The organism is Streptomyces sp. NPDC006296 (assembly GCF_040613235.1).
Classification (GTDB): domain Bacteria; phylum Actinomycetota; class Actinomycetes; order Streptomycetales; family Streptomycetaceae; genus Streptomyces.
The window spans coordinates 24,385-46,716 of sequence record NZ_JBEXRT010000004.1 but is presented as its reverse complement, the minus strand read 5'-3'; the positions used below and the strand labels follow the sequence as shown (position 1 = coordinate 46,716).

At 73.2% G+C, this 22,332-nt stretch carries 16 protein-coding genes; 5 read left to right on the top strand and 11 right to left on the bottom strand.

Translation table 11 applies throughout. From position 1 onward, the window contains the following. Positions 1–139: 139 nt before the first annotated feature. Both ABZ172_RS03920 and ABZ172_RS03915 read right to left on the bottom strand, forming a co-directional pair. The gene (locus ABZ172_RS03920; RefSeq protein ID WP_356879903.1) at positions 140–889 is read right to left on the bottom strand and encodes a glucose 1-dehydrogenase; all 750 of its coding nucleotides are present in this window, start codon (positions 887–889) and stop codon (positions 140–142) included. A 410-nt stretch (positions 890–1,299) separates the two neighbouring features. Continuing rightward, on the bottom strand, positions 1,300–2,208 hold the full coding sequence (locus ABZ172_RS03915; RefSeq protein ID WP_356879901.1) for a LysR family transcriptional regulator: 909 nt from the start codon (positions 2,206–2,208) through the stop codon (positions 1,300–1,302). Positions 2,209–2,642: 434 nt separating this feature from the next. Between ABZ172_RS03915 and ABZ172_RS03910 the strand changes: the two genes are divergently transcribed. Beyond that, positions 2,643–4,121, top strand: a complete 1,479-nt coding sequence (locus ABZ172_RS03910) for an ATP-binding protein (RefSeq protein ID WP_356879899.1) — start codon at positions 2,643–2,645, stop codon at positions 4,119–4,121. Positions 4,122–4,381: 260 nt separating this feature from the next. After that, positions 4,382–4,843, top strand: coding sequence for an Hsp20/alpha crystallin family protein (locus tag ABZ172_RS03905; protein ID WP_356879897.1), 462 nt, complete (start codon positions 4,382–4,384; stop codon positions 4,841–4,843). Between the two features lie 242 nt (positions 4,844–5,085). On the opposite strand, the gene ABZ172_RS03900 is transcribed toward ABZ172_RS03905, so the two are convergent. After that, on the bottom strand, positions 5,086–7,410 hold the full coding sequence (locus tag ABZ172_RS03900; RefSeq protein WP_356879895.1) for a heavy metal translocating P-type ATPase: 2,325 nt from the start codon (positions 7,408–7,410) through the stop codon (positions 5,086–5,088). Positions 7,411–7,911: 501 nt separating this feature from the next. On the opposite strand from ABZ172_RS03900, the gene ABZ172_RS03895 reads away from it, so the two are divergent. After that, positions 7,912–9,489 (top strand): hypothetical protein, encoded by a 1,578-nt coding sequence (locus tag ABZ172_RS03895; RefSeq protein WP_356879893.1) that lies wholly within the window; start codon positions 7,912–7,914, stop codon positions 9,487–9,489. Between the two features lie 128 nt (positions 9,490–9,617). Here ABZ172_RS03895 and ABZ172_RS03890 read toward each other — a convergent pair whose 3' ends face one another. Continuing rightward, a complete protein-coding gene (locus ABZ172_RS03890; RefSeq protein WP_356879891.1) occupies positions 9,618–10,679 on the bottom strand; it encodes a hypothetical protein in 1,062 nt (353 codons plus the stop codon). Between the two features lie 202 nt (positions 10,680–10,881). Here ABZ172_RS03890 and ABZ172_RS03885 point away from each other — a divergent pair, with 202 nt between their 5' ends. Further along, on the top strand, positions 10,882–11,673 hold the full coding sequence (locus ABZ172_RS03885) for an enoyl-CoA hydratase/isomerase family protein (RefSeq protein ID WP_356879889.1): 792 nt from the start codon (positions 10,882–10,884) through the stop codon (positions 11,671–11,673). Positions 11,674–11,701: 28 nt separating this feature from the next. Here the strand turns inward: ABZ172_RS03885 and ABZ172_RS03880 are convergent, their stop codons facing one another. Both ABZ172_RS03880 and ABZ172_RS03875 read right to left on the bottom strand, forming a co-directional pair. After that, positions 11,702–12,718 carry a GNAT family N-acetyltransferase gene (locus ABZ172_RS03880; RefSeq protein ID WP_356879887.1) on the bottom strand — a complete coding sequence of 339 codons (1,017 nt, stop codon included), beginning with the start codon at positions 12,716–12,718 and terminating at the stop codon, positions 11,702–11,704. Further along, positions 12,715–13,488: a phytanoyl-CoA dioxygenase family protein gene (locus ABZ172_RS03875; protein WP_356879885.1), complete on the bottom strand. Its 774-nt coding sequence runs from the start codon at positions 13,486–13,488 to the stop codon at positions 12,715–12,717. Before ABZ172_RS03875 ends, ABZ172_RS03880 begins: the two co-directional genes overlap by 4 nt. 297 nt (positions 13,489–13,785) lie before the next feature. On the opposite strand from ABZ172_RS03875, the gene ABZ172_RS03870 reads away from it, so the two are divergent. Beyond that, the gene (locus tag ABZ172_RS03870; protein ID WP_356879883.1) at positions 13,786–14,475 is read left to right on the top strand and encodes an HAD family phosphatase; all 690 of its coding nucleotides are present in this window, start codon (positions 13,786–13,788) and stop codon (positions 14,473–14,475) included. Here the strand turns inward: ABZ172_RS03870 and ABZ172_RS03865 are convergent. The 5 genes from ABZ172_RS03865 to ABZ172_RS03845 form a co-directional block, all read right to left on the bottom strand. After that, complete coding sequence (locus ABZ172_RS03865) at positions 14,450–15,844, bottom strand: LysR family transcriptional regulator (RefSeq protein WP_356879881.1); 1,395 nt, start codon at positions 15,842–15,844, stop codon at positions 14,450–14,452. The two genes, ABZ172_RS03870 and ABZ172_RS03865, sit on opposite strands and share 26 nt — an antisense overlap. 119 nt (positions 15,845–15,963) lie before the next feature. After that, positions 15,964–17,427, bottom strand: coding sequence for an MFS transporter (locus ABZ172_RS03860; protein ID WP_356879879.1), 1,464 nt, complete (start codon positions 17,425–17,427; stop codon positions 15,964–15,966). Next, a complete protein-coding gene (locus ABZ172_RS03855) occupies positions 17,424–19,466 on the bottom strand; it encodes a cobalamin-dependent protein (protein WP_356879877.1) in 2,043 nt (680 codons plus the stop codon). Before ABZ172_RS03855 ends, ABZ172_RS03860 begins: the two co-directional genes overlap by 4 nt. Positions 19,467–19,552: 86 nt before the next feature. Next, the gene (locus ABZ172_RS03850; RefSeq protein WP_356879875.1) at positions 19,553–20,956 is read right to left on the bottom strand and encodes a radical SAM protein; all 1,404 of its coding nucleotides are present in this window, start codon (positions 20,954–20,956) and stop codon (positions 19,553–19,555) included. Then, positions 20,953–22,332, bottom strand: coding sequence for an asparagine synthase C-terminal domain-containing protein (locus ABZ172_RS03845; RefSeq protein ID WP_356879873.1), 1,380 nt, complete (start codon positions 22,330–22,332; stop codon positions 20,953–20,955). Before ABZ172_RS03845 ends, ABZ172_RS03850 begins: the two co-directional genes overlap by 4 nt.

Genomic DNA, 22,332 nt, shown 5'->3' with positions numbered 1-22,332 from the left:
CCGGGGGCGGGGCGGTGACGGCATCGGTTGCGGTGGGTCGGTCGACGGGGCAACTCGAGCCGTGTCTGTTTCTTCTCCGTGACCGGCACGCGTTCGGGGAGCGCGGCCCGGCCTGTGCACCGGCTCCGTGGGGGGTGGCCTACACCTGAGCCATACCGCCGTCGATACAGAGCTCTGCGCCCGTCATGAAGCTGCTCTCGTCCGAGGCGAGAAACAGTGCACCATGTGCGATCTCCTCAGGGAGCCCGAGGCGGCCCATCGGGACGAGGGTGCTCATCCGGGCTCGGAGGGTCGCTGGATCCTGCCCGAAGTACTCGGCCTGTCCATCGATGATGAGTGTGTCGATCGGCCCCGGACTCAGCACGTTGACCCGAAGCCCACGGTCGGCGAATTCTGCCGCCCACGTGCGCGCGTAGGAGCGCACGGCGGCCTTCGCCGCACTGTAAGCGCCCGCGCCCGGATCCCCCTTGAACGCCGTGATCGAACCCAGCAGAATGATCGACGATCCCGTCTGCAGGAGCGGCAGTGCCTTCTGTACCGTGAACAACGTGCCGCGGGCATTGAGATCAAATGTGCGGTCGAAGTGTTCCTCGGTCACGTCCCCGAAGTTCGCCCGCTCGATGCTGCCCGCATTCGCGACAAGCACATCGAGTCGCCCGCTCTCCCGGCGGATGACCTCGACCAGTTCCTCGATATCGGCCGATGCAGTGGCATCCGCGACAACTGCGGTGACACGTCCCTCGATGGAAGCCGTCGCTGCGTCGAGCGCCTCCTTCCGCCGTCCCGTGATGTAGACGTGGGCGCCCTCTGCGGCGAATCTCTGAGCGATCGCCAGCCCGAGTCCCGCGCTCCCGCCCGTGACGAGGGCTACCTTGTTCGTGAGGCGCACGGCCTTCTCCTTCGGTCGGTACAGGTGGCGTTCGGAGGCGTTCGGAGCAGAGCTGTGCCGAACCCGCTTTCGCCATGGGCGCCCCAGGAATGGCCGACCGTCGGGAAGGAACAGCTGTCCTGCGGTCCTCCGATTCCGGCGGCTTCCCCTGAGGTGTGTGCCACGATAGGACGGATCGCCTATAGAGAAAAATAGTCTCACTGCATGAACTGTATTGATGACCTCTATGCCTCGGCTGTGAACGATCTGCGACCGTACGACGCGGTGGCGCGTGCGCTCGGCCTCCGAGTCGGAGCTCCGGGTGCGCGTCGAGACAGCGGCGGCGGCGAGCCGGCCGAGGCCTCTGGCCGGGCCGTGCGCGGACGGGGCGCGAACCGCGAGGGAGACGAGGTGACGGAGCGAGGGAACGCTCAGTCGGAAGCGCGCCGGGTGAGGAGGTCCATGCCGGACCAGTTCTGCTGGTTGAGGTGGTCGAGCACGGCCGTCTCCGCCGGACTCGGATGGCGCCGTACGCCGACGAGGACGGGCTCGGTCAAGGACGGCAGGAGTGGCCGGGCCAGTTCCTCGAAGCCCTCGGGAACGGCCGAAGCCGGGGCCACGGTGACACCGAGACCCTGGGCCACCAGCCGCACCGCCGTGGAGATCTGGGACGCTCGGGCCACCGTGTGCGGGCTGATGCCGGCGTCGGTGAGCAAGCGGGTGAGATAGTCGTCGAGCAGACTGGCGCGCCGGAACCGGATCCACCCCTCCGACGCCAGATCCTCCAGGCGCAGGGCAGCGCCGTCCGCGAGAAGCGGGTGCCCTTCCGGCAGCACGGCGACGTAGGACTCCTCGCCGAGCGTGTGCACGTCGAATGCGCAACCGGCAGGGACGCGGTGCACGAGGACCATGTCGAGGCTGCCCTGGCGGGCGAGTCGCTCCATGTCCGCCGGGTCGGGCTCCTCGTGGAGCGTCACCTGCAGCTTCTGATGGCGATGGCGGAGCTGCCCCAGCGCCTCGGGAAGCTGCCGCGCCCCCAGGCCCATGTGAACAGCGATGATCACTTCACCCGCCAGTTCCCCGCTGGTGGCGCGGGCCGCCGTGACGGCCCGTCGGGACGCGGTCGTCGCGATCTCCGCCTCCGCGAGAAAAGCCCGCCCGGCCACCGTCACCGTGACCCCGGAGGGCGTGCGAGTGAACAGCTTCACCCCGAGAAGTTTTTCCAGGGTGCCGATCTGCTGCGACAGGGACGGCTGAGTGACCCGCAGGCGTTCGGCCGCCGCCGTCATGGAGCCCTCCTCGGCCACGGCGAGAGCGTATTCGTACTGCCGCAGATTCATTCGTTCCGCCTTCGCGGCATATAGGGGATGTCAATGCACCGGGGATCACCATACTTCTCCTCTCTATGCGGGATCAGTCGCTCCACTGCGGTGATACCAACCCCTGGCGTCACTCAGGACCGGGGCCGCTCCGCTCCCGGTGTCCGCCCGCCTGGTCGGCGGCCTCAGTGGTTCTGCACATGACGATGCCCCCCTGCGGGGTCGGGGCGTGCGCCGTTCCGATCCCGTGCCGCGTCCCGGAGCGACTGCCGGCCAGGGACGGTGGTGTCCGGGGAGGGGCCGAACGGGGAGGGTGAGGGCCCGACCGGGCCCTCACCCTCCCCGTTCCCGGCTCGTAGTGTGGGACATACGGGGCGAAGACCCCTCGTTCGCCCTTGTCCTCGGTCCTCCCGGCACCTCAGGTGCCTTGGAAGGGGGAGAGCACGGTGGGAGTCATGCCACCGGTGAGCCGGCCGGAGCGGCTGTACGACCGTGAGGCCGCGTGGGACCGGCTCGTGGCGTTCGTGGGCGACCCCCGCCCGGGCCCCGCGATCGGTGTCGTCACCGGCCCGCGCGGCCACGGCAAGTCGTTCCTGCTGCGCGCGCTGGCCCGGGCCACCGGCGGGTTCTACTTCGGCGGGCAGCAGGCCGCGCGGGCGGAAACCCTGCGGTCCCTCGCCGAGCAGTACGCGCACCACGCGCAGCTGGCACGGCCGCCTCACTGGGCGGGATGGAGCGAGGCGCTCCTCGCGCTCGCGACGGCGGGCAGCGGTCCGGCGACGGTGGTCGTCCTCGACGGGCTGCCCGAGCTCGTACGCCAGAGCCCCGGCCTCCCCGCGGCCGTCAGCGAGGTGTGCCGGTCGCTGCGACAGGGCCGCTCGAGCCCGCGCCCGCTCCGGCTCGTGCTCTGCGGCAGCACGACCCCCGTGATGAAGAGGCTGCTCAGCGCCTCCACCACCTGGATCGACGAGGTGCTGGAGGTGGCGCCGCTGGACTTCCGGCGGGCCAGGGAGCTGTGGGGGACCGCGGACCGGTCGCTCGCCCTCAGGATGCACGCCGTCGTCGGAAGCAGCCCGGCCTTCCGCTTCGACCCGGCGGGCGACCACCCTCCCGGCACTCCCGACGCCTTCGGCCCGTGGATCTGCCGGAGCGTGATCAACCCGCGCCTGCCGCTGTTCTGGAAGGCGGAACACCTGCTGGACGGTGCCACGGACACCTGGGACATCGCCGCCTGCCACTCCACCGTGGCCGCCGTCGCCACCGGACGCACCCTGCCCGGCGAGATCGCCGAGCGGCTGGACCGCCCGGCGACCGACGTCCCGCACATCCTGTCCCACCTCACCGAACGAGGCCTGATCAGCGGTGAGCCCGACGCCTTCCGACCCGGGCTGATCCACTACCGCATCACCGAACCGCTGCTCGCCTTCGACCACGCCGTGATCCGCCCGCACCGATTCCGTCTCGTGGACGCGGACCTCGGGGAGATCGAGGAGGTCTGGCAGGATGCCCGCCCCGTCTTCGAACGTGACGTGGCGGCACCGCACTTCGCGCAGATCTGCCGGGAATGGGTGAGCCTCTTGGCCGCTCCGGAGCTCTTCGGCGCCGCACCTGCGTCCGCCCTATCGGGGTCACCGCTTCCTTCCGCCGGGCGCTCCGCGGACATCGACGTGGTCGTACGCGGCCGGGGCGACGGCGGCCGTCCGGGACCGCTGCTGTCGATCGGACTGGCCAGATGGGCGGAGCCGGTGTCCACCACCGACCTCGAACGACTGCGTGCGTCGCTGGTGCAGCTCGCCGATCTCGGCGAGGACATCGGACGGACCCGCCTCGCCTGCTACGGGGCAGCCGGGTTCAGCCCCGGACTGCGGCGCGCCGAGGAGGACGGGGAGGTGCTCCTGGTGTCGCCCGAGCAGCTGTACGGCGACGCCCCGTGACCGCGTACCGCGACGCAGCGGGGCCGACCGCGGTCATGGCGAACCGGTGGTCGGGCACGGTGTGCACGGGTCCCCGCGCCGTCGGGTGGGGGGACACGGTGCGCGCACGGGTCCCCGCGCCGTCGGTGCGGGGCTGAGCGGCCGGGTCGGGTGGTGCCCGTTCGGCCCCCGGTGGTGTCCGTCCGGCACTCGGAGAGCCGACCGCGCGGGCGCCACAGTGGGGTGAGCAGATCTGTTGGCACGCACAAGGAGGTACGGTCATGGCGAGCGACATGGAACGGCGGAGCGGCATCTTCCCGGATTCCCCCGACGCCAGGGACTGGTTCGGCGACTTCCCCCGTTTCCCGGCCTGGCGCACCGCGTTCGGCCGGCGGGCCATCCCGATCGAGGTGACGAGCGGGGACGGGCAGTACGTGCTGAAGGCGGAACTGCCCGGCGTGGACCCCGACGAGGACATCACGATCACCGTGGACGGAGACATCCTCAAGATCGGCGCCGAGCACGAGGAGAGCACCGAGGCGAAGGACCACTCGGAGTTCCGCTACGGCTCGTTCGAGCGGGCGGTGCGTCTGCCCGAGGCGATCGATCCCGAGGACGTGACGGCCGAGTACACCGACGGCGTTCTCACCGTCCGCGTCGCCGTCCGGCAGCACGAGGAACCCCGCGTCCGGACCATCCCCGTCACCCGCACCGGCAACGGCGGTACGCAGTCGGCGGCTTGAGCCGCAGTCGGCCCCGGACACGTCCGCCGGGGCCGGACACGTCCGCCGGGGCCGTGCCGCGTCCGCCCCGGTGCCGGGCGCAACACCCCCGGGGCGGACGCGTCGTGACCCATCCGCCGGACGCCGTGGCGGTGTCACATCCCCACCGCTCCACGCGGCCCTGACACATCCCCCGGTCCCCGCGCGAGCCGGATGCGGGGCCGGGCGTGTCACGGTGCGAGGGGCGGTGCGAGGGACGTGTGTCACGGTGCGAGGGAGAAGTAGCTCTCCTCCTCCTGGGCGAAATGCAGTCGCAGGACGGTGTTCAGGCCGTAGAGGCAGGAGCGCAGGTCGTCCAGCTGGTCCGGGGCGAATACCTCGCCGGTGCGGGCCAGTTGCAGGTGTGTGGCGATGCGGCGGGAGAGGCGTTCGATCTCGGCGTGGGTACGGCTCATGGTGGTGGTGGCCTCGGGACCCCCGAGCGTGGGTGCCAGCGCCGGGTAGAGCTGGTGCTCCTCGGCGTACTCGTGGGGCAGCAGCCGTTCGGTGAGGAGGCGGTGCACCTCCTCCACCGCTGTCCGGGCCGCCTGACCCGGGGTGTCGGAGAGCCGGTCGGCGGCTTCGCGTACGGAGTCCAGGACGTCCCGCAGGTCGTCGTGCTCGCTCGCGAACCGGTGGATGAGCGCTTCGGTGGCGGGGCTCAGAGCCGGGCGCGCGGCCCGGTCGACGCGCAGGGCGCGCAGGGCGTTCAGGATCACGACGACGTCGATGCCCTCCTGGAGCAGCGCCCCGAAGGCGGGCGGGAGCAGTCCGGCGGCTGCTGCGGCCATCGCCACCAGCGACATGACCATCCCGCCGAGGGCGCTCTGCACGGCGATGCGGCGGGCGCGCTGGGCCAGGACGACGGCGTCGGCGAGGCGGTCCACGCGGTCGGTGGTCAGCACGATGCCGGCGGCCTCCGAGGACGCCGTGGAACCGCGGGCGCCCATCGCGATGCCCACGTCGGCGGCGGCCAGCGCGGGGGCGTCGTTGACCCCGTCGCCGACCATCACGGTGACCGCCCGCCCGCGCTCGTCGCGGACGGCGGCGACCTTGTCGGCCGGGCTCAGTTCGGCGAGCACACCGTCGAGGCCGAGCACGGTGGAGATCTCCCGCGCGGGCGCCGCACGGTCGCCGGTGAGCATCACCAGCCGTCGGATGCCCGCCGCACGCAGGTGGCGCAGGGTGCGCGGGGCGTCGTGGCGCAGCGGGTCGCGGAGCAGGACCGCGCCGGTGAGCCGCGCGTCGACGGTGAGCCAGGCCACGGCCGCGCCGTCGAGGAGCGCCCGGTTGTCGGCCGCCCTGGCCCATGGAGGGTGTGCGGCACCGGGGCCGAGGCGCCCGATGGAGACCCGGCGGCCGTCCACCTCGCCGGTGACGCCCCGTCCGGGCTCCTCGGTCACCGCCGTCGGGAGCGAGAGACCGAGACCACGCTCCCGTGCCGTGTCGACGACGGCGCGGGCCAGGACGTGCGGCGAGTACTGGTCGAGCGAGGCCGCCAGGCGCAGGACGTCCGAGGACCGCACGCCGGGGGCGGCGACGAGGTCCAGGACGCGGGGCCGGCCGCGGGTGAGGGTGCCGGTCTTGTCGAGCAGGAGGGTACGGGCGCGGCCCAGGCTCTCCAGGGCCCCGCCGTCGCGGACGACCACGCCGATCCGTGAGGCGCGGGACAGGCCCGACACGATGGCGACCGGGGCGGCCAGCAGCAGCGGACAGGGCGTCGCGACGACCAGGACGGCGACCGCGCGTACCGCGGAGCCGCTGACCAGCCAGGCCAGGCCGGCGACCGCGAGGGTCAGCGGCAGGAACCAGGCCGCGTACCGGTCGGCCAGCCGCACGACGGGCGCGGACTCGGCACCCGCCTGCCGGGCCAGGCGCACGATCCCCGCGTAGGTGCTGTCCTGTTCGGTCGCGTCGGCCCGCAGGGTGAAGGCGCCGCCGGCGTTGACCACGCCGCTGCGGACCGTGTCGCCCGCGGGCCGTTCGACCTGCAGGGACTCCCCGGTGAGCACCGACTCGTCCAGGACGGCCGCGGCACTCTCCACCCTGCCGTCCACGGGCACGACCTCGCCCGGCCCGACGACGAGCAGGTCACCGACGGCCACCTCGGCCAGCGGCACCGTGGTCACACCCGTGTCCGTGCGGCGGCGCGCCGAGCGGGGTGCGTGCTCCAGCAGGGCGCGCAGGTCGTGCGAGGCGCGCCGCTGGGCCGCGGCTTCGAGCGTACGGCCGGTCGCGAGCATGAGCGCGATCAGGGCCCCCGCCAGGTACTCACCCACGACGAGGGTGCCGGCGAGGGCGAGCACGGCGATCAGGTCCACACCGGCCTGCCCGTGCCGCAGCGCCTTCAGCACCCAGACCATGGCGGGCACGACGGCGGCCACGGTCCCCACGGCCCAGAACAGGTCCGCCGGGCCGTGCGCGCCGACGAGCCAGGCGATGCCGCCGGCGGCCAGCGCCGCCCCGGTGACGGCCAGCAGCACGGGTTCGAGCCGTACCGAGCCGAGCGCGGCGACGACGGGGCGCAGCCGTCCTGCGGTGCTGTTCACGGCTCACCTCGTTCCGTGCGGCGCGGCGCGCCGGGGCTCACCTCGTTCCGTGACGCGCGGCGAGCATGGCCTCGGTCCTCCTCCATCCCATCGCGGCTGCGACCCCCGCGGCAGGGGCCGTCCGGCCCTGCCGCGGGGCCGGACGGCCGGTGGCGGCCGGCGCCGGACCGGGTGCCGTCGGCGTCGGCGTCGGACCCGGGACGAGACGGCGCTCCGGCGCCCCGCCGTGAACGACGCACAGCGTCCGCACCGCCTCCACTCAGGCCCCGCCTCCGCCCGGCCCACCGAAGCCCCACCCCCGCTCCGGGACCCTGGGCCGCCCGTGGCGCGGCCTCGGCCGTCGGCCCGCACCGGAGGCCCGCCGTCCGGGGCGATCGTGGCGCTGCCGGGGCCGACGAGGTGTCGTGCGGGGATCGTGCGGAGTTCGTCCGCCGCACTCCTGGCGTTCGCCGGCCGCGGCTACCTTCGCCTCGCCCGGTCCGGCCCAGGAGAGGTACACCGATGAGCACCCCGATGCGCCGTACCGCGCCGCCACGGTCCGCAGCCGCCCTTGCGCGGGTCCGGCAGCCCGGCGAAGGGGGCGGGAACCTGCGCGCGCCGGCACGCCGTCCGGCCGAGCGCGCCTTCCTGGATCTGCAGTCCCGCGTCGGCAACCGGGCCGCCGCGGCGGCGGTCCAGCGCGCCCGGGACACCGGCGGGGAGCGAGCTGCGGAGCACGGCGCGGCGTCCGCCGGGGCGAAGAAGAGGAAGAACTACCGCGACCGGATCGCCGGGCTGCTCGACAGGTTCAAGAAGAACCTCGAACCCATCGACACCTTCGTCAAGGGCTTCCAGAACCCCACCAACGCGGCTTTCACCCAGCAGGCCACGGCCGCCGCCGACGCGGGCCTCAAGCACTCCGCCGCCGCGTCGGGGGCCTCCGCGGCGTCCGGGAACCTCCTCACGGAGGCCGCGGGCACCGTGGCCGGCGGACTGGACGCCTACAAGAACATGAAGGACGCCAGGACGCACCCGACCGGGGCCGGCCATCACACGGCGAAGAAGAAGGCCAGGACCAAGGGCGTCGACACGGTGGTCGGTGCCGCCGGGTCCGGAAGCTACAGCGCCGCCGTTGCCAAGGAGGCGACCAAGATCCAGAAAGCGGCGGACGCCGCGATGGCGTCCGAGGCGAGCGGCATCGCCGGTGCGACCGTCGGCGCCGTCAAGGGGGTGCGGTCGGCCGTCCGCGTCGGGGGAGCGGCCCGCAAGTACAAAGAGGTCAAGAAGCTGGGAGACCCCCACCTCGTCCACGCGGGCTCACTGGCCCGGCTGAACGAGTCGCGGGAGCAGGCCGACTGGGCGGCGGCGCGGGCCTACGTCGCCCTCGACGCCTACTGGAAGGAGGAGGGCCGGCTGGAGTTCGTCTCCGAGGCCGTCGACACCGCCTGGGAGGCGATGGGCGAGGCCCGGGACGCCGCCGAGAGCCTCCGGCGCGCCGAGCGGGACATCGAGAAGCTGAGCACGGCGCAGGGCTACGCGAAGAAGAAGCAGCTCGTCAAGATCGGGAAGGAGACGGTCGCGGGCGGGGGCGAGTCCACCAAGGCGGTGGCCGGCGTCGTGACCGCGGTCGCGGCGGGAACGGCCGGACTGGCGACCAACCCGGTCGGCTGGGGCCTCGCCGGGGCCGGGGCCGGACTCGTCCTCGGCGTCACCCTCTACAAGGCGCTCCGTGCCGCCACCAAGCGCTACGAGGAGGTCCACCACCCCGAGCGCTGGGTGCCGGAGGGCGAGACCCCGGCGGAGGCCGCGTCCCGCAAGGAGTCGCTGAAGCACGCCCTGAAGTTCTGGAAGAAGGTCTCGAAGGGCGAACGCCAGGCCATGGCGCGCGAGATCTACGCCCTGGCGGCGGGGCCCCGGATCCCCGGCAGCGGCGGCACCACGGCCGAGATGCGGGAGTCCGCCAGGGCCCTGCTCACCGCCCTCAAGTCCGGCCCCGCCCAGCACAAGCTGGACCCGGAAGCCTGGGCGCAGACCCTCGACGACCCCGCGAAAACGGCCGGCTGGATCAAGGAGATAGCGGAACAACTGGCCTCGGGATGACCGGAGGCACGGGCGGGACGGCGCACGCACGCTGCTCCCCGCCGGCCCGTGCCCGCCCCGTCCGCCCGGTGCCCGCCTCCGGTGTACGCACCGGAGGCGGGCAGGCACCGGCGTGGACCGCCGTCACCTCAGGGAGCGGCCCCCGCCGGCTCGCCCAGCAGTGCGCCGAGGCGGCGGTTGCCCGGTACGCAGGCCAGGCGGAGCTCCTCCGCCCGGTCCGGGGAGAGCCGGTTCCCGGCCCCGGCCCGTTTCCGGTCGACCCGCCCGGCGGCGAGCGCGGCCCACTCCTCCGGATCGGCCAGTCCCGCGAACCGGCCGAACGCGGTCAGCCGAGGCACCGGATCGGCCACCACGGCGTCGTAGGAGAGGTGCAGCAGCCGCTCCGGCGGCAGCCCGTCGAGATGCCGGAGCGCGCCCGTGGCCCGTGACCACATGTCACCGAAGCGGGCCAGGGGGATGTCCGCGTCCGCGAGTGCCGCCGCGTCCAGACCGTCGGGAGCGAACGGGCGCAGCCGCTCCGGGAGCCGGTCGCTGTGACCGGGGTCCGGACTCCGGTAGGGGTCCACGCCCAGCTCCGCACGCATGTCCCCGATCAGCACGCCCAGCCGGAACAGCGGGTGGCGGCTCATCGACACGGCGGAGTCCGGGCCGTCCCGGTACATGTGCACGAACCGCGCCGCGGGGAATTGTGTGAGCAGCTCGGGAAGGAATCGCAAGGACGCTCCTGAACGCTCCACGACGACATCACGGCCGCACGAGGAAGCCCACCACGAGAAGAGCCGCAGGTACTGGCGGGAGACCGGTGCGGCGGACCACCCGGTGACCTCGTCACGTATACGGTCGAACAGCTCGTCCGGGTCCTCGGTGAGGGGCGGCAGGGTCATCAGACTGAGGGCCGGGACTTCACCGGCCGCATAACGGCCCGAGCCGACCGGATACCGGTATTCCGGCACCGTGACCCCGCGGCTCATGAGCACGTTCGGTTTCAGTCGCGGGGTGCCCAGCACTTTCCAGAAGGCCGGCCCGTCCAGCGTGCCGCCGGGGAAGACGCCCGGATCCAGACAGGCGAAGAACTCACTCAGGCTGAGCGCTCCGGGATGCAGGTTCACCAGGTCGGACAGCATCGTCGACCCGCAGCGTCCGGTCCCGAGGACGATGGTCAGCGGAACCTGCACATCATTTTCCAGCATTCCTTCGAATCCTCTTCCGTGGCTCTTCTTCGGCTCTCGTGCGGGGTGGGAAAGGGGTCACCCGAGGCGATTCCGTCGGGAATGTCCGAGTGAGATATCCGGTGGCTGGAACGGCCATTGACCCGGCTTGCGCGACGCGCCTAGTGTGCTTCGGCGATCGGGTTCCGAAGGTAATCCGAAAGAACGAGAAAAGAGGCCGCCGATGTCGGTGCCGTCCCAGTCCTCCCAGGGCGTCTGTAAATCCCTCGGTTACTCCCACATCGGTGACGGCGTCGTTCTGGTGGAGTTTTCCGGGGCGCACGAACAGAATCCGTTCAGCCGGGCCCGTATGCAGGAACTGACCGCGCTGATGCACGACATCGACCAGGACGACGCCGTCCGTTCCGTCGTGCTCCACGGCGGCTCCGGGCGCTCCTTCGGGGTGGGCGGCGACTTCAACGAGGTCTCCGCCTTCACCGGCGGGGACGAGGTGAGCGCCTGGATCGACGACATCACCGACCTGTACACGGCGATCGCCGGCATCTCCAAGCCGGTGGTGGCGGCCATCGACGGCTACGCCATCGGCATCGGCCTGCAGATCGCCCTGTGCTGCGACTACCGCGTGGCCTCGGACGCCGCCCGGCTGGTGATGCCCGAACTCCGGGTCGGCATCGCCTGCAACTTCGGCGGGTTCATGCTGCGCTACACCGTCGGCACCGCCGTCATGCAGCGGATGCTCTACACCTGCGAGGAGTGGCCCGCCGAGCGGGCGCTCCAGGACGGCCTGCTCCACGAGGTGCGCCCCTCCGCGGAGGTGCTGGACCGCGCCGTGGAACTGGCCCGCACCATCGCCGGCTACACGCCCGCCGCGGTGCAGGGGACCCGCCCCCGGGTCAACGCGCCGTTCGTGGAGGGTCTGGAGCGCGTCCGGGCCGAGGCCAAGGAGTCGCACCGCCGGGCGTTCGGGGCGGGCGAGGCCCAGGCCCGGATGCGGCGGATCATCGGGAAGGACTGAACGGGGCGGGGCCGCCCCGGCGGCCTCCTCAGTCATGACCGCCGCGCGGCAGGGTGACGGTGCGCCGTACGTCGTCCCAGCGGGACTCCACCCGCCAGCCGAGCCGCCGGTACAGGGCGCGCGCCCGGAGGTTCTCCCGGTCCACCGTGAGGACCATCCCGGACCTGCCGCGGCGCCGCGCCTCGCCCATCGCCCACCCCAGCAGCACCGTCCCCAGCGCTCTGCCGCGCACCGACGGGTCGATGCCCAGCTGCCGTACGTAGGCCACGCCGCGGCTGTCCAGCATCCGGTCGGTGATGTTCACGAACCCCACGACGGCACCGTCGAGTTCGAGCAGCGCACACTGCTCCGGGTCGACCCCCGGGTCGGACCGGTACCACCGGGACCAGGCGTCGAAGGAGTCCTCCTCCTTGCCGGCCTCCTCGGCGGCGTACGCCCGGTTCTTCGCCCGGTGGAAGGCCCGCAGGTCCGCCTCCCCGCTCAGGGGGCGAACCACCGCGCCGGGGACGTCGGGGAGGTGCGGGACGGCGTCGTCCGCCGCGACCGACATGCGGTGATAGCCGCGGGGCGCCCCGAAACCCCGGTCCCGCAACGCCGCACGGAGGGTCCGCTCGCCCTCCGACGTGAAGCAGGACAGCGTCGCCCGCTCCGCGCCGTCCGGACCGCCGAGCGTCTCGCGGACGCGTGTCACCGCGAAGTCCAGCAGCCCGGTCCCGTCGGCCGCGGAGGCACCCGGGCCCAGGACGACCTCGACGACCCAGCCGGCCACCCCCGAGGTGCGCCCGGCCCAGGCCGCCCCGACCACGTCGCCGGCGGGTCCCAGGCACAGCCGGGCGTCACGCGCGGGATCCGCTCCCGGCGCCGTGAGCCTCCCCGCGATCCAGGCCCGGGTGGTCTCCTCCCGGCCCAGCGCCGCCAGGTCCCGGGCGCGCGCGAGCTCCCGGACCGTGTCGGTGTGGACCGCGGGGTCCAGCGGGCGCAGGACGGGCGCCCGGCCCCCGGGCGAGGCGGTGCCGAGGGAGCCCCCGGGGACCGCAGCCGTCACCGGCCGGCTCCCGCGGTGCCGGTGCGGCGCGGCAGCGAGTAGACGTAACTGACGGCACGCCGCTGGTCGACGGTGATGTTGGGGGCGGAGGTGTGTGCGGTGAAGGCCCTGAAGATGACCGCCGAACCGGGGCGCCTGGGTAGGGTGACCGGCGTCAGGTCGGGCCACAGCTGCTCGATGTCCAGCGAGGGTTCGCGCGGTGAGGCGAAGAGGTCCGCGCGGTCGATGCCGCTCGGCTCCTGCAGGACGTTGCCGCGGTGCGAGCCCGGCAGGAAACGGAGGCAGCCGTTGTCCTCGCGGGCGTCGTCCACCGCGATCCAGATGGTGAAGACGTCCTCGTAGGTCTCGTAGAACTCCTCCTTGAGGAAGAGCGCGTCCTGGTGCCAGGGCTTCTCCGAGCCGACCTCCGAGGGCTTGGCCCACAGATACGTGTTGTAGAAGTCGCCGGGCAGTCCGTGCAGCGGCTCCACCAGGTTCTCGTTCAGGCCGAGCAGTTCGGGCACCTTGGCGAGCTCGGGGGAGTGCTCGTGGGCGAAGCCCACCACCCGCACCTTGCCCGGTATCCCCTCACGGCCCGAGGCACGGGCCGCCCAGCCGCCGCCCTCCCCCTCGGCCTCCAACTGCCAGCCCTGACTGCTGTGCCGCATCTCCCGGGTCCGGCCGATCAGGTCGTCGCAACCGCGGCGCATGACCTCCAGGACCGACTCGGGAACCAGATCGTCGAGTGGGGCGAACCCGTTCTCGTCCAGTTCGCGGACGATTTCTTCCACTGGCCGACCGAGCTGCATCCGTGTCACCCTCCGGTACGTGTGGGCCTGCTGTCACGACGGCGTACCGCTCGACTATGTGCCGCCCCTCCGGACGGCGGCAACGCCTCCACGGAGACGGATCGACGCACCCCTCAAATGGCATAGGGCGGATCGGCGGGGGCGGGCTGCGGACACCGGACGGGACGTGCACCCTGGAACAGGACCGGCGGGGCCCGCCGGAGCCACCGCCTGCGCACGGGCCCGGGCTTGAGCACGAGCACACACACGAGGACCGGCACGAGGACGAGGGGGAAGACCGTGGCCGAGGTGTCGGGGATCGTCGTCGACTGGGGCGGCGTCCTCACCCGGTCCTTCGCCGACGGGATCGCCGCGTGGGCCGACGCCGACGGGGTGGACGCCGAGGAGTTCCACGCGGCTCTGGGCCGGGTCCTGGGGCCGGACGCGGTGCCCGGTCCGGCGGCGCGTCAGTTCCACCTCGTGGAGCGGGGCGAGCTGCCGGTGGCCGACTTCGAGGCGACGCTGGCCACGCTGGTCCGGCGCCGCGACGGTACGCCGCCGGCCGCCGAGGGCCTGGTGGACCGGATGTTCGCACCGTTCACCGACGAGCCGGCCATGGCGGACCTGCTGCGGGTCCTGCGCGGGGCCGGCCTGAAGGTCGCCCTGCTCTCCAACTCCTGGGGGCACACGTACGACCGGCGGGGCTGGGACGCCCTGTTCGACGCCGTGGTGATCTCCTGCGAGGTCGGCCTGCGCAAGCCGGAGCCGGAGATCTTCCGGCACACCGCGCGGCTGCTGGACCGTCCGCTCGACGCGTGCGTCCTCATCGACGACCTCGGACGCAACGTCCGGGCGGCCCGGGCCCTGGGGATGGCCGGGGTCCACCACCGGACACCGCGGGAGACGGCCCTCGCCCTGGCACCGCTGCTGCCGCCCGCCGGGCGCCGGGCCGTCGAGGAGCACCTCAGCGGGGTGCCGTCCGGACCCTGACCGGAGGACCGGACGCCGTGGGTTCCGCCGCGGATTCCGCGGCGTCCGGCACGGAAGCCGGATCGCCCTCGCGCAGCCGGCCGGTCAGGGCGTCGAGCCGGTGCTCGGCCGGCCCCGTACAGGCCAGCAGCCGCCGCGCGGTGGGCGACAGGGAGGTGCCGCGGGCCGTGCTCCGCACGAGCGGCAGACCGCAGCTCGCCTCCAGCCGGTGGATACGACGGGTCAGCGCGGGCTGGGTCACCAGCAGGGCCGCGGCCGCCTGGTTGAGACTGCCGGTCCGCGCGATCACCCGGAGCAGGTGCAGGTGTTCGGGCTCGAAACCGGCACAGCGGTCCGCCGCCGACCAGTGCAGCTCCGACAGCAGGACCGCCGGGGGAGCCGCACCCGGCACCGCGGCCGGAGCCGGCCGGCCCGCGGCGCCCGGAGCCCCGTCCCCTCCGGCGCCCTCCACGCCTGTGCCCTCCGCCGCCGTCCGCAGCGCGTAGCGGCGGCGCAGCCAGCCGCACAGCTCCTCGGCGAGCGGATCCGGTATCGCCAGCGGGTCGACGGCCAGCCGCAGCCTGCGGACGAACTTCTGCCGCAGCGGGCGCAGCACGACCCCGGGGCCGGCGCTCCCGCCCAGCGACGAGGGGGAGACGAGCGCGATGCCGTACCCGCGGCGCACCAGGTCCAGGGCCGCCCCCTGCGAGCGCACCGTGAAGCTGACCTGCGGAACCGGTGTGAGCCGGGACAGGGCCCAGCCCTGGTCGTCGCCGGAGTCCCCGCCGACCACGGCCACCCAGTCCGTGCCGGTCAGATCGCGCAGGTCCAGGATCTCCCGTGCCGCGAGGGGGTGCCCGAGGGGCAGGGCGATCTGCTGGGGCTCCTCGGCGACGGTCCGCATCAGCACGCCGCCGCGCCGCGCGACCGGCCGCCGCGCCGTCTCCCAGCCCAGAGCGGCGTCGGCGGCGTACCGCTCGAAGCGCTGCCAGACCCGGTGGCTGTCGTCCGGCACGATGTCGAACACCACGTCCGGGAAGCGCCCGGCCAGGTGCTGGTCCAGGCCGTGCGCCCACTCCGTCCCCACCGCGAACTCCACCACGGGCAGCCGGCTCGCCGCGTCGGCGCCGTGATGGGTGGTGGCGATCGCGAAGTCGATCGCCGCCAGCAGACGCCGCCCGACGTGCAGGAGCGCGTACCCCGCCTCGGTCGGCTCGGTACCGGTGGCGCCGCGGACCACCAGCGGGGTACGCAGCCTGCGTTCGAGTTTGACGAGCCGGCGGCTGGCGGACGACTGCGTCATCCAGCCGTCCCGCTCGACCGCGTGAAGACTTCCGTGGTCCGCCACCGCCTGCAGCAGCACCACGTCCGAACGGCGCAGATCGAACACTCCGCTCACCTCTCTCCCCCGTCCCGCCCCGGCGCTCGCACGCCGTGACGGGGTCGTGCCCGGCGGTTCCCCGGTCCCGGCCCACGGTAGGCCGGAGCCCGCCCCGCGGAACCCGGCCCTCAGGTCGTTGGCCGGATCGGACGCGAGGTGTGGCCGGGCGGCACCGGAACATCCTGCCCGGACACCTGCCTGCGGGGGAAGAGGAAGGCCGCGCCCACCGCCACGACGGCCAGCACCGCCGAGCCCACGAACACGATGCGGTACGCGGCGGCCGAGGGATCGCCCGACGCCCCGCCGGACACCGCCAGCACCATGGAGCCCACCTGCACACCGAAGGCCCCGCCGAGGTTGCGCAGCACGCTGTTCAGACCGACCGTCACCGCGGTCGACCCGCTCGGCGAGGCCTGCACCAGCAGCTCCGCCATCGCCCCGCCCAGCAGCCCGGTGGCCAGACCGTTCAGGGCCGTGCCGAGGGCCAGGCCCGCGGCGGCGGACGGCAGCAGGGCGAACACGACGGGCCCGGCCGCGAACAGGACCGTGCTGGTGGCCATCAGGGAGCGGGCCGTCACCCGGCCCGACTCCCGCAGCCAGCCGGACAGCAGCCCGCCGGACAGCGCGCCGACCTGCATCGGCAGCATGACCAGCGTCAGCACGGCGCCCCCGGCGCCGAGGCCGTACCCCGTGTCCCGGGGGGCCGCCACCAGGGCCGGCGCGAGCACGCCGATCTGGAACATCACCAGCCCGGTCATCAGGCTGACCACGTTCAGGCAGAGGAGCGGCCGGCGCGACATCAGCCGCATGTCCAGCACCGGTTCCGGCGACCGGCGTTCCACCCGGAGCAGCAGGGCGCCGCCCGCCGCCGCGAGCACGAGCAGCGTGGCACCGGTGACCGAACCGACGCCCTCCTGGCCGTACCGTGTCAGCGCCAGCAGCAGACAGGTGCTGACGGTCCCCAGGAGCAGCAGCCCCGGTACGTCGATGCGGGTGGCGGGCCGGCGCGGGGTCTCGGGCAGCACCAGGGCGCCCACCACCAGCAGCACCACCGCCAGCAGCGCCGCCGTCGCGAACAGCCCGCGCACGGCCGGGAGCCCGCCGCCGAACAGCCCCGCCAGGACGATGCCGGCCCCGCCGCCGGTGCCGAAGGCGGCGGACAGCAGTCCCGACGGACCGGACAGCGACCGCTCGGGGAAGCCCTCCCGCAGCAGCCCGACGCACAGCGGGAACAGACCGGCGGCCACCCCCTGCACCAGGCGGGCGACGAGCAGCACGGTGAACGACCCGGTGAGCGCCGACACGACGGAGGCCGCCGCCACCACGGCCAGCACGCCCAGCAGCACCGCGCGCCGGCCGTACAGATCGCCCAGCCGGCTCACCACCGGGGTCGCGACACAGCCGACCAGCAGGTGCCCGGAGACCACCCACGCGGCGTCCGAGCCGGACACACCGAACGCGTCCCGGATCTGCGGCAGCAGGGTCGCCACACCGAGCTGGAGCAGCGCGAACAGGCCGCAGGCCCCGGCGAGCACGGCCAGTGCCGCACGGTGCGGCAGGACGGCGGCCGGGGCGTCGGGGCCCGCGGTCACCGCTGCTCGCTGAGCGCGGGCTCCGCCCGGGGCGTCACCTCGGCGGACTCCATGCGGTGCCGGTAGTGCCCGATCCGGGAGACCGGGTAGCTCGGGCCGATGGCCGCCAGGGCGAACGCCTTCAGGTCGTCCGGGGCCGGGCGGAAGCGGCCGTTCGCGCCGAACCGCTGGTCGGTGTAGTCCACCCGGACGCGGTGCGCGCGCAGCTCCCCGCCGCCGAAGTAGTGCGGCCAGTCGTGGTCGTACGCACCGGACTTGCCCTGCTGCGGGTCGTAGTCCGGTCGCAGCATCACGTCCTGCTGGAAGCGCAGCACGTCGCGCAGCCGCGCGTCCCGGGCGGGGTCGAGCCCCAGCGTGACGAGGTAGTCGGCCAGTTCGGCGTGGAACCGGTCGAACTCGGTGGCCACCCGCAGCCAGCCCCAGTTGTCGATCGTCCAGCCCCGCCGCCTGCCGTACGGGGCGAGGTGGGCGGCCAGGTCGGGCTGGCTGGCGACCAGGTTGGCCAGCGGCAGCGTCGGGATGTCGATGTAGTCCTGGTACAGGCTGCGCATCCGCAGGTAGAGGGAGCCGATGAAGCTGGAGGGCCGGGCGGTGAAGTGGTTCTGCAGCCCCTCGTAGAAGGCGGTGTAGCCGATCCCGTGCTCCTGCCGCAGGTAGATCGACAGGTACCGGGTGTAGCAGCCGTTGTGCAGGAACTGCACCGCCTGCACGAAGGCGAAGGACTCGACCCACTCGTCCCGGGGCATGGCACCGGTCTCCATGACCATGTCCATGGTCTCCGCCTCGTCGTCCGGGGTGTCCGGCCGCTCGACGTAGAGGCGCTTGGGCACGGTGCGCAGGCCGTACCCGGCTATCTTCTCCGGGGTGTTGATCGGCGCGTTGGGCAGGATGCCGAACTCGTAGACCCGCAGGTCCTCGTGGTTGCCGGCCTCCAGCAGCGAGCCGATGCCGTCGCGGAAGGTGCGCGCGGTCTCCAGCGGCAGCCCCAGGATCAGCTCGGTGTAGGTGTGGATGTCCTCGACGGTGTACCGCTGCTGGAGCTTGCGGTAGTTCTCCAGGCCGATGTTCTTGCGGTCGATGGCCTCCAGGACGTCCATGTCCGTGCTCTGCATGGACAGCGTGGTACCCATCAGCAGGTCCGCGTCGTGCCAGGCCTTGCTGATCTCGAAGACCCGGTCGTTGGAGTTCTTGGCGAAGTTCACCCGGATCTGCTTCGGGGACCCGGCCTCCGTGCGCGCCTCCGCCAGCGCGTGCGCGATCTCCAGGTCACGGGGCATGATCCCGAAGTTGGCGTCGCAGATGAACAGGTCCTCCACGTCGTTGCGCGCGAACCAGTCGATCTCGTGCTGGAGGCGGTCCTCCTCGAACTGCCGCAGGGCGCTCATCGTCGCCGAGCCCCAGTCGCAGAAGGCGCAGGAGTACGGGCAGCCGCGGTTGGTCTCCCACAGGGCGTAGAAGCGCAGGCCGCGCTCGCGGCAGGTCTCCACCGCCCCGTCCATCACCCCGTTCAGATAGGGGCTCGGGGTCTCGATCCGCCGGGGCAGCCGCCGGGCGGGCGGCCCGGCGACCGGCGCGGCGCCCGCGTTCACCGTCACCCCGGGCACGCCGGTGTAGTCCGGACGGTCCGAGAGCCGGGTGGACAGCAGCTCCCTGAAGGCCACCTCGCCCTCCCCGTGCGCCAGGACGTCGACGTAGGGGTGCTCCGTGAAGAAGTCGCCCACCCGGTCCGGCACGTGCGGCCCGCCGGCCACCACGAGCATCTCCGGATGGCGCTCCTTGAGGATCTTCGCCACCTTCATCTGCCGGCGGAAGTTCCACACGTAGCAGGACAGCGCGAGGACGTCCGGCTCGGTGATGCCGTCCGCCATCTCCTGCACGGGGGCGACGAGGAACAGCGGCTCCTGGAAGTCGTAGGAGGCCGCGATCTGCTCGTCCTGTTCCGCGTAGGTGCGCAGGAGTCCGGCGACCAGGGGGAGGAAGGGCACCGCGTTGAGGCCGATGAAGTACACCTTGCGGCGGCGGGAGGATTCGGCGGACATGCTCGGGTCACGGCTCCTCGGGGTCGGAACTGCTCAGCGGCGGGACGGCACCGGCGGGCCGGTGCGGGCGGGGGAGGAGGACGGCGTCAGCCGGTGCTCGGGACACGCTCCGGCTCCCGGGTCCGGCCCGGCACGCCGGACAGGCGGATCCCGCTCAGCATCTCGTCGAAGGCGCTGTTGTCGGAGTAGTAGAAGACCGAGGGGTCCTCACCCGAGGCGACACCCGGAGCGGGGCGGGCACTCGCTCCCGCCAGCAGGTCGGCGAGCCGATGGTAGAACTTCTCCAGCGGCAGCCGCGTCGGGAAGAGCGAGTGGTAGCAGTCGAACAGCTCGGGGTCGTCGCTGATGTGCTGGTCCCGGCTCTCGTCGTACAGGTCGGTGCCGGGCAGCGGGGTCAGCACCGAGAAGCTCGGCATGTCCACCTGCAGCTCCTCCACGGTCCGGCCGAGCCGGGCGAAGTCCTCGTCGAGCCACTCGGGCTGGACGATGAAGTTGGCCCGCACCTTCACCTGGTTGCTGTGGAAGAGGTCCAGGGCCCGCCGGGTCTGGTCGGAGTCGGTGCCCTTGCGGTAGCCGGACAGCTCGTCGTCGGTCATCGACTCCGCCCCCACCAGCACCGAGTCCAGACCGATCTCCGCCCAGCGGGCGATCACATCGGGGCGGCGCAGCGCGGTGTCGGTGCGGATGTACATGTGGAACCGCTTGCGGAAGCCGGCCTTGTCGATGGCGTCCGCGAGCTCCAGCATGCGCGCGGGCTGGATGAACGCCTCGTCGTCCACGACGTAGAGGTTGTCGCCGTCGATGTCGGCGATCTCGGCGAGGACCCGGTCGATGTCCTTGACCAGGTAGCGCCGGTCCGTCATCCGCCACAGCGAACAGAACTTGCAGGTGTACGGACAGCCCGCGGTGAACCTGATCAGGTTCACCGGGCGGTAGATCGAGTGGAAGTAGTCCTGCCGGTGGTGGGACAGCAGCGAACGGTCCGGCATCGGAAGGTCGTTGAGCGCCGCGGGGCGGGGCCGACGGTCGCGCTCCAGGCCGGTGCGGGAGTCGTACGGCGCCAGCCCCGGCCCCGTCTGCGGGGCACGGCCGGCCTCCAGGTCGGCGGCCAGCCGGTTCAGCGGGGCGCCGCCCTCGCCGGCCACCACCCAGTCCGCGGCGAAGCCGTCGAGCCACTCCGCCGAGACCGTCGGATGGTGGCCGCCCAGCACGATCGGCACGTCCGGCCACAGGCGGCGGACCTCACGGCTCACCTCACGCGACACCCGGACACTGGTGGTGTAGGGGATCGCCACACCCACCAGGTCCGGCGGTTCGTGGGTCGCCGCGTACCGCTCCAGCGGCTCGTCGAGCCGCAGGTCGTGGATCGCCACGTCGTGGTGACCGCGCAGCGCACCCCCGAGATACTCCAGCGGCAGCGGTTCGCAGCAGCTCAGCCGATCGCTGAGGAGAGCCCGTTCGTTGCGAGGCCACACCAGCAGAACCCTCATTCCATGCCTCCCACACGTCGTTCACGGTCCGCGTCGCGCCGGCCGGCCTCCGGCCCGCCGTCCCCGAAGATCTCGGTGGCCATCGCGTACAGCCGCCCGGCCTGGGCGGCGGGGTCGTCCGTGCCCAGGGCGACGGCGAACATCCTGCTCATCGCGGTGCCCTCGTGGATACCGCGCTTGGGCCGCCAGGCCACCTCCGCCGGCAGGACCTCGGCGGCGGCGCTGCGCAGCACCCACTTCGCCTCACCGGCGCGGACCTTGAGCCGTCCGCGGATGTCCAGCGCCGCGGCCATCACCTCCCGCGACCAGTACGGGTGGCGCACGGCGGCGTGCCGGGCGTCGGCGAACGCCGGGTGGAACTCGTTGCTCCGCGCGGTCGCGGCGGTCTGCGCCACGACGGCGCGCTCGACCGTCTCCTCGCCCCCGGTGCCGCCGAGCCCCGCGAACAGCAGGTCCGCCCCGTACCCGGACAGCAGCACCTGCCGGCTGCCGGTGGCGATGTGGTCCTGGAGGAAGCAGGCGGGCGCCGCGATCTGCAGGGTGAGCACGTCCCAGGTCTCCAGCGCGCGGATCATGCCGGGCAGCATCGCCGCCAGCTGGTCCGGGCCGAAGAGCACCTCCTCGTGCTTGGTGCCCAGCCGGTCCGCCAGCCACGCCGCCTGCGCGAACTCGTCGCCGTACGGCGTGCCCACGGTGTACGTGCGCACCGCCGAAGCACCCGCCTCCAGCACCGAGAGGGCCGCGACCGTGGAGGAGTCCACACCGCCGCTCAGCGACACGGCGATCTCGTCCGCCCCCGCGGCCAGCCGCGACACGGACCCGCCGAGCACCGACCGCACGGTCCGCACGGCCTCGTCAGGGTCGGTGACCGAGGGCCGGTCCGCCAGCGGCGTGAGCCGGTGCACCGACACGGGAACGTCGTCGTAGGCGTCCACCACGACGGTCACCGCACTGTTCGCGGGGACCGCCGTGACCCCGGCGAACCGGCCGCCGGGCAGCAGGGCGCGCTCGGCGTCGCCCAGCACCGCCGGGCGGCCCAGCCGCGGCAGCATGGCACCGGCCGACGTGCCCACCAGCAGCGCCCCGGCGCCGCGCGCCCAGTGCAGCGGGCAGGTCGCGCCGATGTCGCTCCACAGGGTCGCCCGGCCCGCACGGACCAGGACGGCGCAGTAGCGGCTCCGGGTGCGCTCGGCCCAGGCCACCAGCTCGGCGAGCTCCGCCTGCCGCGGTGGCTCCTCGTCGCCCAGGCGGTCGCCCTGCACCACGAGCACGTCGGCGCCGTCGCGCCGCACCGTGACGTCCATGCCCAGGCCCTCACCGAGGAGTTCGACCTCGGTGTCACCGCCCGGCAGACTGGACAGCAGAAATCCGGCCAT

Bases quoted from the DNA above. Each gene is read 5' to 3' on its own strand.
- ABZ172_RS03845 (WP_356879873.1), bottom strand. From the start codon at position 22,332: ATGGCCGGATTTCTGCTGTCCAGTCTGCCGGGCGGTGACACCGAGGTC.
- ABZ172_RS03905 (WP_356879897.1), top strand. From the start codon at position 4,382: ATGGCGAGCGACATGGAACGGCGGAGCGGCATCTTCCCGGATTCCCCC.
- ABZ172_RS03885 (WP_356879889.1), top strand. From the start codon at position 10,882: ATGTCGGTGCCGTCCCAGTCCTCCCAGGGCGTCTGTAAATCCCTCGGT.
- ABZ172_RS03850 (WP_356879875.1), bottom strand. From the start codon at position 20,956: ATGAGGGTTCTGCTGGTGTGGCCTCGCAACGAACGGGCTCTCCTCAGC.
- ABZ172_RS03915 (WP_356879901.1), bottom strand. From the start codon at position 2,208: ATGAATCTGCGGCAGTACGAATACGCTCTCGCCGTGGCCGAGGAGGGC.
- ABZ172_RS03895 (WP_356879893.1), top strand. From the start codon at position 7,912: ATGAGCACCCCGATGCGCCGTACCGCGCCGCCACGGTCCGCAGCCGCC.
- ABZ172_RS03855 (WP_356879877.1), bottom strand. From the start codon at position 19,466: ATGTCCGCCGAATCCTCCCGCCGCCGCAAGGTGTACTTCATCGGCCTC.
- ABZ172_RS03890 (WP_356879891.1), bottom strand. From the start codon at position 10,679: ATGCTGGAAAATGATGTGCAGGTTCCGCTGACCATCGTCCTCGGGACC.
- ABZ172_RS03910 (WP_356879899.1), top strand. From the start codon at position 2,643: ATGCCACCGGTGAGCCGGCCGGAGCGGCTGTACGACCGTGAGGCCGCG.